This is a genomic window from Ralstonia sp. SA306, from assembly GCF_054792405.1.
This window is the reverse complement of sequence record NZ_CP096451.1, coordinates 3,275,288-3,287,727: the sequence shown is the minus strand read 5'-3', so window position 1 is coordinate 3,287,727 and position 12,440 is coordinate 3,275,288. Positions and strand designations below refer to the sequence as shown.

The window sequence follows — 12,440 nt, the reverse complement described above, 5'->3', positions numbered from 1 at the left end:
CCGGCCCGCGCGCTTTTTTTTGTGCGCGCAATTCGCGCGCCTGCCCGCCTGCTTCCCGCCTTTCCCCAGCGCTCTGGGTGCGGCCGATCCGTCTATCGGCTTCCCGCGTTACGAAACACGCTCTTACAAAGGCAAGTCGACCCCTCGACGCCTGCCGCGTTAAATGGAGACATCCACGCGGCACAGGCCGCCATAAAAACGAGGGCTCATCATGTCCAATCTTTCCCGTCGTTCTCCGCTCTCCGGTGTACGGCTGCCGCATGTGTTGCGCGCGGTAGGTGTTGCCGCCGTGCTGCTCGTCTGCGGTGCGCAGGCTGCGATGGCCGCTGATCCGGCTTCGCGGGTGGCGCGGCTGTCGGATTTTTCCGGCACGGTGAGCTTCGCGCCCGCCGGCTCCGATGATTGGGCCGGCGCCTCGCTCAACCGCCCGCTCACCACTGGCGACCGCCTGTGGTCGGACCAGGGCAGCCACAGCGAGCTGCACGTCGGGTCCACGGCGTTGCGCCTGGGCCAGAACACCGGCGCCACACTCGTCGACCTGGACGACCGCAACACCCAGGTGAAACTCACCCAAGGCGCCCTGTCGGTTCGCGTGCGTTCGCTGCCCGCCGACCAAACCATCGAGATCGACACGCCCAACCTAGCCTTCACACCGCAGGCACCGGGCGAATACCGTCTCGACGTCGCACCCGATGGCTCCAGCACGACCGTCACCGTGTGGCATGGCCAGGGCACAGCCTACGGCGATGACCGCTCCGCACCGCTGGGCGCCGGTCAGCAAATCCGCTTTGGCGGCACCGACCTCGCCGAGGCCGGCGGCACCGACAACCCGGGCCGCGACGCCTTCGACCGCTGGGCGGAATCGCGCGATGCCCGCGAAGACGCTTCCATGTCCGCCCGCTACGTCGGCCGCGAAATGACCGGTTACGAAGCCCTCGACGACAACGGCACATGGCGTGAAGAAGACGGCTATGGCGCCGTGTGGGTACCGCGTGCCGTGCCCGCCGGCTGGGCCCCGTATCGCACAGGCCATTGGGCGTGGGTAGCGCCCTGGGGCTGGACGTGGGTCGATGACGCGCCGTGGGGTTTCGCGCCTTTCCACTACGGCCGTTGGGCGTATGTCGGCTCCACCTGGTGCTGGGTGCCCGGGCCGGTGGTGCCGCGTCCGGTCTATGCGCCGGCACTCGTCGGTTTCGTGGGCGGCGGAGGTGGCGGCGGCGTGAGCTGGGGGATCAACATCTCGATCGGCTCGCCGGGTGTGGCGTGGTTCCCGCTTGCGCCGGGCGAGGCATATCGCCCCGTGTACGCGGCCAGCCCGACGTACGTGACGAACATCAACCGCACGGTGGTGGTGAACAACGTTACGGTCAACAAGACCATCATCAACAACACCAACGTGACCAACGTTCGAAACGTGAACCGGGTCACGTACGTCAACGCGAACAACCCGGCCGCCCTGACTGCCGTGCCCGCCAAGACGTTCGTGAACGGCCAGCCGGTCGGCCCCGCCATGACGCATCTGCGGCCGGAACAACTGCGCGCGCAGATGGCGCACGCGCAGTTTGTGTCGACGCCGGCGTTGGCACCAGTGCGTGCCAGCCTGGTGGGCGCAGCGGCCAATGGCGGGCCGCATCAGTTGCCGCCGCCGCAGGCGTTTGCACGTCAGGCGATTGCGGTGCGCGCACCCGCCGTGCCGGCAGGCGGGCACGATGCGTTGGCAGAACGGTTCCGCTCCCAAGGTGGTGCGGTCCCGGGCGCTGGCCCGGCGTGGACGGGCGGCAACGTGGGAGCCCGCGTTGCGCCGGTGCGGGGTCACGCCAATATGGGAATTCCGACCCCACCCGCGGCTGCACAGGCCGCGGGTCTACGGCTGACTCGCGCCGCACCGAGTGGGTCGAACGGGCCGAATATGCCCGCACGCGCCGGTAACGAGCCAGGCCGACCGGCGGAACAACACGGCCCGAATGGTCCGCAAGGATTGATGGGCTCCCCGAACCCGCAGGGCACACCGGCGCAGCATGGCGGCCAGCCTGGACAGGCTCCGCGGGCCCTCATGGCCCCCGACGCGATCAACCGTCCACGCCCGTTGCCGGGTGCCGCCGCACCGCAGGAGCGGCCGGGGCAACCGCAGACTGCACCTGCTCCACAAGGCCCGGCCGGCATGACGACACGTCCCCCGCAGCGCGAAGGCGCACCCGGCACACCGCGTGACGAGCGCCGCGCCTTCGAGCCGCGTCCACAACCGCCGCAGACCGGACCACAAGCGCAGCGTCCTCAACCGCAACCGCAACGCGGTGGCCAGGAGCCGAATCGCTTCAACGGCAACCCGGCACCGGCCATGCAGGAGCGTCCGCACAACGAGCCGCCGCAGATGCGCGTACGCCCGGAGCCTGAACAGCGTCGGCCGGAACCGCACATGGAAGCCCCGCGTCCCGCACCGCAACCGCACGTTGAGATGCGCCCGCCGCAACCGCAGGCCCAGCCGCGTCCGCCTGAGGCCCGTCCGCCGCAACCTCAACCGCAGACCCAACCGCCTCGGCAGGAACACCACGAAGCCCAACCGCATCCGCAAGGCAATCGCGGTGAAGAAAAGCGCGAAAGGTGAGCACCGCTGACCAAGTGCCGCGCCAGTTCGCAGGCAAAAAAAAGCAGCCCTTCGGGGCTGCTTTTTCGTCTGCGCCGGCCGATGACACCGGCCAGCACACACTTGCCTTAGCGCTTGCGACGCAGGCGCGCGATCGCTGCAAGCTGCGCAGCGGCCACGGCCAGTTCACCTTGCGCACGGGCCAGATCCAGATCGCTGCTTTGATTCTGGAGCGCCTCTTCGGCCGCACGCTTGGCTTCGTTCGCCTTGGCTTCGTCCAGGTCGTGACCGCGGATTGCGGTATCGGCCAGCACGGTCACCTTCTTCGGCTGCACTTCGAGAATGCCACCGGCAACGAACACGAACTCTTCGCCGCCATCTTCCTTCTCGATGCGCACGGCGCCCGGCTTGATGCGCGTGATCAGCGGCGTGTGACCGGGCAGAATGCCCAGCTCGCCTGCTTCGCCGGGCAGCGCCACAAACTTGGCATTGCCGGAGAAGATCTCGTGCTCAGCGCTGACGACGTCTACATGAATGGTTGCCATCTCGATTCCTTTGCTCAGAAAAGCGGCTTCCTGAATGGGCCTCAGGAAGCCAGTACTGGCCCCGGCTTACGCGCGGCGCCAGACGTTGCTCTTACTGGAGCTTCTTGGCCTTCTCGAAGGCTTCGTCGATCGAGCCGACCATGTAGAACGCCTGTTCCGGCAGGTGATCGCACTCGCCGTCCACCAGCATCTTGAAGCCGCGGATGGTTTCCTTCAGCGGCACGTACTTGCCCGGCGAGCCCGTGAACACTTCGGCCACGTGGAACGGCTGCGACAGGAAACGCTGGATCTTACGAGCACGGCCCACGGCCAGCTTGTCTTCCGGCGACAGTTCGTCCATGCCCAGAATCGCGATGATGTCGCGCAGTTCCTTATAGCGCTGCAGCGTCTTCTTCACGCGGTCGGCGACTTCGTAGTGCTCCTGGCCAACCACTTGCGGGTCGAGCTGGCGCGAGGTCGAGTCCAGCGGATCCACTGCGGGGTAGATACCCAGTGCAGCGATGTCACGCGACAGCACGACGGTCGAGTCCAGGTGCAGGAAGGTCGTTGCCGGCGACGGGTCGGTCAAGTCATCGGCAGGCACGTACACGGCCTGGATCGACGTGATCGAGCCAGTCTTGGTCGACGTAATACGCTCCTGCAGCTTGCCCATTTCTTCAGCCAGCGTCGGCTGATAGCCCACGGCGGAAGGCATACGGCCCAGCAGTGCCGACACTTCAGTACCGGCCAGCGTGTAGCGGTAGATGTTGTCGACAAAGAACAGGATGTCACGGCCTTCGTCGCGGAAGCGCTCGGCCATCGTCAGGCCGGTCAGCGCCACGCGCAGACGGTTGCCCGGCGGCTCGTTCATCTGGCCGAACACCATGGCCACCTTGTCGAGCACGTTGGAGTCCTTCATTTCGTGGTAGAAGTCGTTGCCCTCACGGGTACGCTCGCCCACGCCAGCAAACACCGACAAGCCCGAGTGCTGCTTGGCGATGTTGTTGATCAGCTCCATCATGTTCACGGTCTTGCCGACGCCGGCGCCACCGAACAGACCCACCTTACCGCCCTTGGCGAACGGGCAGACCAGATCGATCACCTTGATGCCGGTTTCCAGCAGGTCCACCGACGGCGACAGCTCGTCGAACTTCGGGGCCTTCTGGTGAATCGCGCGCTTTTCGTCGCAGGCGATCGGGCCGGCTTCGTCAATCGGACGACCCAGCACATCCATGATGCGGCCCAGCGTGCCGTGACCGACCGGCACCGAGATCGGCGCACCAGTGGTCGCCACACGCATGCCGCGACGCAGACCGTCGGACGAACCCAGCGCAATGGTACGCACCACGCCGTCGCCCAGCTGTTGTTGCACTTCGAAGGTCAGGCCCTTCTCGGCGAACGAAGCGTCGTTGCTGTCATCCAGCACCAGCGCCTCGTAGACCTTCGGCATCGCGTCGCGCGGGAACTGAATGTCCACCACGGCGCCGATGCACTGCACGATATTTCCGTTTGCGATACTCATTTGTATCTCCAATAACTTGATTCTTTGCCGTGGCTATCAGACTGCCGCTGCGCCGCTGACGATTTCGGACAGTTCCTTCGTGATCGCTGCCTGACGGGTCTTGTTGTAGACCAGTTGCAGTTCGCCGATCACGTTCTTCGCATTGTCCGAAGCCGCCTTCATCGCAACCATCCGGGCCGATTGCTCGGACGCCATGTTCTCGGCCACCGCCTGGTACACCAGCGCCTCGACGTAGCGGATCAGCAGCTCGTCGACCACCGTTTGTGCGTCCGGCTCGTAGATGTAATCCCACGAGTAGGCCTGCTTCTCGGCATCGCTCTGTGCGAGCTTGTCGGCGGTCAGGGGCAGCAGCTGCTCGACCACCGGTTCCTGCTTCATCGTGTTGATGAAGCGGGTGTACGCGAGGTACACGGCATCGATCTGGCCTGCGTTGAACGCGTCCAGTTGCACCTTGATCGCGCCGATCAGCTTTTCCAGATGCGGCGTGTCGCCCAGATGCACGACGTTCGAGACCACCTTCGCACCGACGCGGCCCAGGAACTGCATACCCTTGGTACCGATGGCGGTGGTTTGCGTCTCAACGCCCTTGTTCTGCAGATCGCGCAGTTGGGTGGTGACGGCACGCAGCACGTTGGTGTTCAAGCCACCGCACAGGCCCTTGTCCGTCGTCACCACGATCAGGCCGGCACGCTTGACGTCGCGCGCAACCATGAACGGGTGCTTGTACTCCGGATTGGCCAGTGCCATGTGCGCAGCCACGTTGCGGATCTTCTCAGCGTACGGGCGGGCAGCGCGCATCCGTTCCTGCGCCTTGCGCATCTTGGATGCGGCGACCATTTCCATCGCCTTGGTGATCTTGCGCGTGTTTTGCACGCTCTTGATCTTGGTGCGGATTTCTTTTGTTCCGGCCATTTCTTCCTCTCCGTTCAAACCTGGTCACGCAGGCTACGCGCGACCAGTTTCGGGAATGACGCGGTTAGAACGCGGCGGACTTCTTGAAATCCTCGATCGCGGCACGCAGGGCAGCTTCATCTTCCTTCGAAAGATCTTTCGTATCTTCGATGCGGTTGATGAGGTCGGCGTACTTCGTCTTCAGCGTGTCGTGCAGGCCCTTTTCGAAAGCCAGGATGTCCTTCACGTCCACGTTGTCGAGGAAGCCGTTGTTGGCTGCGTACAGCGACGCGGCCAGCTGCCACACTTGCAGCGGCTGGTATTGCGGCTGCTTGAGCAGTTCGGTCACGCGGCGGCCGCGCTCGAGCTGCTTGCGGGTCGCTTCGTCCAAGTCCGAAGCAAACTGCGCGAACGCAGCCAGTTCACGGTACTGGGCCAAGTCGGTACGGATACCGCCGGACAGCTTCTTGATGACCTTGGTCTGAGCGGCACCACCCACACGCGACACCGAAATACCGGCGTTGATTGCGGGGCGCACACCTGCGTTGAACAGGTCGGTTTCCAGGAAGATCTGACCGTCGGTAATCGAGATCACGTTGGTCGGAACGAATGCCGACACGTCGCCTGCCTGCGTTTCGATCACGGGCAGTGCGGTCAGCGAACCGGTCTTGCCCTTGACTTCACCGTTGGTGATCTTCTCGATGTGCTCGGCGTTCACACGTGCAGCACGCTCCAGCAGACGCGAGTGCAGATAGAACACGTCGCCCGGGTAAGCTTCACGGCCAGGCGGACGGCGCAGCAGCAGCGAAACCTGGCGGTACGCCCAAGCTTGCTTGGTCAGATCGTCATACACGATCAGGGCGTCTTCGCCGCGGTCGCGGAAGTATTCGCCCATCGTGCAGCCGGCGTATGCCGACAGGTACTGCATGGCAGCCGAGTCGGAAGCGGCAGCAGCCACCACGATCGTGTAGTCCAGCGCGCCGTGCTCTTCGAGCTTGCGCACCACGTTGGCGATCGTCGAAGCCTTCTGGCCGATTGCCACGTACACGCAGAAGATGCCCTTGCCCTTCTGGTTGATGATGGCGTCGACTGCCACAGCGGTCTTGCCGGTCTGGCGGTCGCCAATGATCAGCTCACGCTGACCACGGCCGATCGGCACCATTGCGTCGATCGACTTCAGACCGGTCTGCACCGGCTGGCTCACCGATTGACGTGCGATCACGCCCGGAGCGACCTTTTCGATCACGTCCGTCTTCTTGGCGTTGATCGGGCCCTTGCCGTCGATCGGCTGACCCAGTGCGTTGACCACGCGGCCCAGCAGTTCCGGGCCAACCGGCACTTCCAGAATGCGGCCCGTGCACTTGACTTCGTCGCCTTCGGAAATGTGCTCGTATTCACCCAGCACCACAGCGCCGACAGAGTCGCGCTCGAGGTTCAGCGCGAGGCCGAACGTGTTGCCCGGAAATTCCAGCATTTCGCCTTGCATCACGCCCGACAGGCCATGAATGCGGCAGATACCGTCCGTCACGGAAATGACCGTGCCGGTGTTCTTTGCGTCAGCGCCAGCCTTCAAGCCCTCGATACGGGTCTTGATCAGGTCGCTGATCTCGGAGGGGTTCAGTTGCATCGAATGCTCCTAATTCTTCAATCTGTCTGCGGGCGCGATATCGTCGATTGCATCGGCGCCTCGCGAAACAGCATTACGCGGCGGTCAGCGCAGACTGCATCTGCGTCAGGCGCGCGCGCACCGAGGTGTCGAGCACTTCGTCGCCAATCTGCACACGCACGCCGCCGATCAACGAAGGATCGACGCTCACGTGAGCCTGCAGCTTCTTGCCGAACTTGCGTTCGAGCGTGGCGACCAGTTCGGTCAGGGGCGCGCCCTCAAGCGGGAACGCACTGGTGATCTCGACGTCGGCGGCGCCTTCGCTGGCATTCCGCAGCACATGGAATTGCGCGGCAATTTCCGGCAGCAGCGACAGACGCTTGTTGGCCACCAGCAGGCCAACCAGTTCCTTCGCCTCATGCGAAACCGGAGATTTCAGCGCCGACAGGAAGATCCCCGCCACATCGGCTTTGGAGAGCTTCGGATCATCGGCGACTGCCTTCATGTCGGGCACGGCGGCAATTTGCCCCATTTCCGACACGAGCTCAGACCATGCACCCAGATTGCCGGCCTTCGCCACGCGGAACAGCGCCTCTGCGTACGGACGGGCAACGGTTGCGAGTTCTGCCATGATTACAGCTCAGCCTTGAGTTGATTGAGCAGATCGGTGTGGACCTGCGCATTGACTTCACGCTTGAGGATCTGCTCGGCACCCTTGACGGCCAGCACAGCAACCTGGTCACGCAGCGATTCACGCGCGCGCACGGTTTGCTGCTCGGCTTCTGCCTTGGCTTGCGCGATGATGCGCGCGGCTTCGGCCTGGGCGTTTTGCTTGATCTCGTCGGCGCTCATCTGGGCGCGCTTTTCAGCGTCCGCGATGCGTTGCGCGCCTTCATTGCGCGCTTCGGTCAGTGCCTGGTCGACCCGCTTGTTGGCCAGCTCCAGCTCAGCCTTGCCCTTATCGGCAGCGGCCAGGCCATCGGCGATTTTCTTCGCGCGTTCGTCGAGCGCCTTCACCAGGGGCGGCCAAATGAATTTGGCAACAACCCACCACAGGATGAAGAACACGACCATCTGCGCGACGAGTGTGGCGTTCAGGTTCATGGTGTGTTCCTTTCGGTATTGAGACTACGGATCAATGCACGAAGCGGCGAGGGTCACGCGTAGCGTTCACCTAGGCCGCCTCCGGCATCATGCAGACCGAAAAGAATTACTTGATGACCGACAGCAGCGGGTTGGCGAACGCGAACAGCATGGCCACACCAACACCGATCAGGAATGCCGCGTCGATCAGGCCAGCCAGCAGGAACATCTTGGTTTGCAGCGGGTTCATCAGTTCAGGCTGACGTGCGCAGGCTTCGATGTACTTGCCGCCCATCAGTGCGATGCCGAGGCAGGCGCCGATAGCACCCAGGCCAATGATGATGCCGATACCGATGGCGGTCAGACCTTGGATGTTGGCGAGAAATGCTTGCATGATGACTCCCTTTTACGTGAAAGACTAAGAACTTGAGAACTTGGAAAAATCAAACGGAACCGGAGAACCTGAACCGCAACTACTTAGTGGTGTTCATGTGCCTGGCCGATATACACCAGCGTCAGCATCATGAAGATGAAGGCTTGCAGCAGCACGATCAGGATGTGGAAGATCGCCCACACTGCACCCGCCACCACGTGACCCACGAAACCCAGTGCCGACGTGTCAGCACCGAACGTCCAGATCGAGCCAAGCAGCGCGATCAGCAGGAACACCAGTTCGCCCGCGTACATGTTGCCGAACAACCGCATGCCCAGCGACACAGCCTTGGCGAGGAATTCAATGATGTTGAGGATCAGGTTGAACGGCGCGAGGTACCACTTGGCGCCGAACGGGGCTGACAGCAGCTCGTGCGCAAAGCCGCCAGCGCCCTTGATCTTGAAGCTGTAGTAGATCATCAGAATCAGCACGGCGAACGACATGCCGAACGTACCGTTCAGGTCAGCCGTGGCCACCGCGCGGTGGTGCGGCACGTGCACACCGAAGGTACCGAGGAGGTGGTTGACGCCCGTGACCCAGTCCACGGGGATCAAGTCGACTGCGTTCATCAGCGTGACCCACACGAAGACCATCAGCGCCAACGGAGCAATCCAGGAACGATCGCCGTGGATGATGCCCTTGGCCTGGTCATCGACCATCTCGACGACGAGTTCAACGAAAGCCTGGAAGCGGCCAGGGACGCCGGAGGTGACGCGGCGTGCGGCGATGCCCAGGAAGATGATGCCGATCAGGCCCATCAACACGGACCAGAACATCGTGTCCCAGTTGATGACAGAGAAGTCGACGACGGAGGCCTGCTTGCCACCGATGCTATTGAAATTCTGCAAATGCTCCGCGATATACGCGGAAGGCGTAAGAGCGTGCTCGGCGGCGTGGCCGGCGGCTTCTGCGACTTCAGTTGCCATGATGATTCAGTCCAATATTGCGAAACATTCTTCGTGACCCGTTCCGACTCGCGCCCGATTCAACCAGGTTCCTCCTGGAGATCGCGGACTGCACGCGGCCAGAACGCGCCACCTTATTCTTGCGGAGTGTCAGCGCAATGAACCTGGGCTTCTCCTGCCTCAGGTTCCCGCTACATGCCAACACGTCCAGTGTGCCCGCCGTGTCGTGGTGGGCTGGAGCCGACTCAACGCGCTATCGCAGCGCGAGACCGACCCAATACATCTTGAGTGCCAGGATCAGGGTGATCAGCAAGGGCGGCCAATGCAGGCCCTTGAAGACAACCACCACGATCACCAGCAGCGCGACCGTGCCAAGCACCTTGATCGCTTCGCCCACCACAAGACGGGCGATGGATTCGAACCCCTTGGCCGTCGACAGCCGCATCGCGAACCATGCCGAAGGCACCACGCACACGCCGCCACCCAGTAGAGCAGAAAGCGCAGCCTGGCCCGCTGACGCAGCGCCCATGCCCGTGAACCAACTGCCGACATACCAAGCGAGCGCACACAACAGTGTGATGGCCACCTGGCCGAGCACGATGGAAAAGGGCGTGATACGCGAGGCCTGCAGCGCCTGCTCACCGAACAGGGCGACCGCCTCGTCATGGGACAGCACATGCACCGGCGGCTCCGCCTTCTCCTCATCGTCCCAACTATCGAGCTTCGGATCCTGCACCGACGCAGGCCGGGCGGCGTTCAACGAAGCGTAAGAATTGGGCCGTTGCCGGTCGGCTGGCTGCATGGAAGAATGTGCTTTCATCATGCCGCACCGCTTTGGGTCAGGCGGATTTAAAACCGCACGATTTTACGGGACATGGCGTTCGCCAGTCAACGCGCAAGCGAACGCTCGTGCGGGCGCCTTCGACAGCACTCCGCGCTGGCGCGTTCCATGCGGTGCGCGCAATGCGGTGCTGTTGCCGGGGCACCGAATCCGCCTGATGGAGCGGCACCCCGTTGATTCCATGATGGTGCTGGCGACACTCAGCGTCGATGACGCGCGAGGTAATCGCACCAATTCCGTGCCAAATGGCTGCCCACAAATGGCGCAACGACGCCAGCTCCACGTACATGCGTCAAACTGCCGCAGGCGAAATTTAGGCAGCCTCTTCGTCGCCATCGGGACGCAGGCGCGCCAGCAACCCGTCGAACTCGTCGAGACTGCTGAACTGCACGGTCAACTGACCACGGCCCTTCGCTGCCAGCTTGATCTGTACACCCAGGCCCAGTTGATCAGCCAATTCCTCTTCCAGGCGCGCGACGTCACGGCCGCCTTGGTGGCCGCCCTTCTGCTTCAGTGACTTCAGCTCAAACGGCTTGAGCGTCAACGCCACCAGTTTTTCCGTCTCTCGGACCGACAGGCGCTTGTTGACGATCTGGTTGGCCAATGTGATTTGCGTAGCACCATCAACGGCGAGCAACGCACGGGCGTGGCCCATATCCAGGTCGCCGGCCATCAGCATGGTCTGTACGGGCTGGGCGAGATTCAGTAGGCGTAGCAGGTTCGACACCGCACTGCGCGAACGCCCCACCGATTCCGCCGCTTGCTCATGTGTGAACTGGAATTCACGCACCAGGCGCGCGATGCCTTGCGCCTCTTCCAGCGGGTTCAGATCTTCGCGCTGGATGTTTTCGATCAGCGCCATGGCGGCGGCCGATTCATCCGGCACGTCCTTCACGAGCACGGGCACTTCGGTCAGGCCCGCAAGGCGCGATGCGCGGAAGCGGCGTTCACCCGCGATGATTTCGTACTTGGGCTTGGTGCCGTCGGACTCCACCTTGCGCACCAGAATCGGCTGCATCAGGCCCTGCGCGCGGATGCTCGCGGCGAGTTCCTGCAGCGCGCCTTCATCCATGCGCGTGCGCGGCTGATATTTGCCGGGCTGCATCTGCTCCAGCTTCAGCACAGTGGGCGCGCCCTCTTGCTTGGCAGCTTCGACAATCTCGGCGGGACTGCCGAGCAGCGCTTCGAGGCCTCGGCCCAGTCCCTTTTTCTTCATCGTGCTCATGTTGTTCCTCTTACCGCTCAGGCCGGCATCTCGGCCGCCATCTGCCGCACGCGCGCGATCATCTCGGCGCCGAAATCCAGATAGGCCCTGGCACCTTTCGATGCCACGTCAAACGCCACGCCCGGCATGCCGTACGACGGCGCTTCGGCCAGACGCACGTTGCGCGGAATGACCGTCTTGAACACCTTGTCGCCGAAATGCGATTCGAGCTGCGCCGATACCTGCTGCTGCAACGTCACGCGCGGGTCGAACATCACACGCAACAGACCGATCACCTTGAGGTCGCGGTTCAGGTTGGCGTGCACCTGCTTGATGGTGTTCACCAGATCCGACAGGCCTTCGAGCGCAAAGTACTCGCACTGCATCGGCACGACGACGCCGTGCGCGGCACACAGGCCGTTGAGCGTGAGCAGCGATAGCGACGGCGGGCAATCGATAAGGACGAAGTCGTAGTCGGCTTCTACCTCGGTGAGCGCAAGCTTGAGGCGGTTTTCGCGATGCTCTAGATCGACCAGCTCGACTTCGGCGCCGGCCAGGTCGCGGTTTGCGGGCAACACGTCATAGCGCCCGGCCTCGGAGCGCTGGCGCGCCTGCGGAATCGTCGCCAGCCCAACAAGCACTTGGTAGACGCTGAATTCGAGCGTGTGCTTGTCAATGCCCGAGCCCATCGAGGCGTTGCCCTGCGGGTCGAGGTCGACCAGCAGCACGCGCTGCCCTTGCGCGGCTAACCCGGCCGCAAGATTCACCGTGGTGGTGGTCTTGCCGACCCCACCCTTCTGGTTGGCGATCACGAAAATATTCGACATGACTCCTCTGCGGTGAATGG

Annotated in this window: 12 protein-coding genes; 1 reads left to right on the top strand and 11 read right to left on the bottom strand. The window is 63.2% G+C overall.

What is annotated here, in order from left to right:
• Positions 1 to 211: 211 nt before the first annotated feature.
• Positions 212 to 2,605, top strand: a complete 2,394-nt coding sequence (locus tag M1D44_RS15585) for a DUF6600 domain-containing protein (protein WP_316853010.1) — start codon at positions 212 to 214, stop codon at positions 2,603 to 2,605.
• 107 nt (positions 2,606 to 2,712) lie between these two features.
• Here the strand turns inward: M1D44_RS15585 and M1D44_RS15580 are convergent, their stop codons facing one another.
• The 11 genes from M1D44_RS15580 to M1D44_RS15530 form a co-directional block, all read right to left on the bottom strand.
• A complete protein-coding gene (locus tag M1D44_RS15580) occupies positions 2,713 to 3,129 on the bottom strand; it encodes a F0F1 ATP synthase subunit epsilon (RefSeq protein ID WP_009239559.1) in 417 nt (138 codons plus the stop codon).
• A 91-nt stretch (positions 3,130 to 3,220) separates the two neighbouring features.
• Positions 3,221 to 4,624 (bottom strand): F0F1 ATP synthase subunit beta, encoded by a 1,404-nt coding sequence (gene atpD, locus M1D44_RS15575; RefSeq protein ID WP_024977234.1) that lies wholly within the window; start codon positions 4,622 to 4,624, stop codon positions 3,221 to 3,223.
• Positions 4,625 to 4,666: 42 nt separating this feature from the next.
• Positions 4,667 to 5,542 (bottom strand): F0F1 ATP synthase subunit gamma, encoded by an 876-nt coding sequence (gene atpG / locus M1D44_RS15570; RefSeq protein WP_024977233.1) that lies wholly within the window; start codon positions 5,540 to 5,542, stop codon positions 4,667 to 4,669.
• 64 nt (positions 5,543 to 5,606) lie between these two features.
• A complete protein-coding gene (atpA, locus tag M1D44_RS15565) occupies positions 5,607 to 7,148 on the bottom strand; it encodes a F0F1 ATP synthase subunit alpha (protein WP_024977232.1) in 1,542 nt (513 codons plus the stop codon).
• 73 nt (positions 7,149 to 7,221) lie between these two features.
• Positions 7,222 to 7,758 carry a F0F1 ATP synthase subunit delta gene (locus M1D44_RS15560; RefSeq protein WP_009239555.1) on the bottom strand — a complete coding sequence of 179 codons (537 nt, stop codon included), beginning with the start codon at positions 7,756 to 7,758 and terminating at the stop codon, positions 7,222 to 7,224.
• Between the two features lie 2 nt (positions 7,759 to 7,760).
• Entirely contained in the window at positions 7,761 to 8,231 is a 471-nt protein-coding gene (locus tag M1D44_RS15555; protein WP_024977231.1) for a F0F1 ATP synthase subunit B, read from the bottom strand.
• A 106-nt stretch (positions 8,232 to 8,337) separates the two neighbouring features.
• Complete coding sequence (gene atpE, locus M1D44_RS15550) at positions 8,338 to 8,604, bottom strand: F0F1 ATP synthase subunit C (RefSeq protein ID WP_003262709.1); 267 nt, start codon at positions 8,602 to 8,604, stop codon at positions 8,338 to 8,340.
• 83 nt (positions 8,605 to 8,687) lie between these two features.
• Positions 8,688 to 9,569 (bottom strand): F0F1 ATP synthase subunit A, encoded by an 882-nt coding sequence (gene atpB, locus M1D44_RS15545; RefSeq protein WP_024977230.1) that lies wholly within the window; start codon positions 9,567 to 9,569, stop codon positions 8,688 to 8,690.
• Between the two features lie 232 nt (positions 9,570 to 9,801).
• On the bottom strand, positions 9,802 to 10,350 hold the full coding sequence (locus M1D44_RS15540) for an ATP synthase subunit I (protein ID WP_316853009.1): 549 nt from the start codon (positions 10,348 to 10,350) through the stop codon (positions 9,802 to 9,804).
• Between the two features lie 352 nt (positions 10,351 to 10,702).
• On the bottom strand, positions 10,703 to 11,614 hold the full coding sequence (locus M1D44_RS15535) for a ParB/RepB/Spo0J family partition protein (protein WP_024977228.1): 912 nt from the start codon (positions 11,612 to 11,614) through the stop codon (positions 10,703 to 10,705).
• Between the two features lie 17 nt (positions 11,615 to 11,631).
• A complete protein-coding gene (locus tag M1D44_RS15530; protein WP_112186536.1) occupies positions 11,632 to 12,420 on the bottom strand; it encodes a ParA family protein in 789 nt (262 codons plus the stop codon).
• Between the last annotated feature and the right edge of the window lie 20 nt (positions 12,421 to 12,440).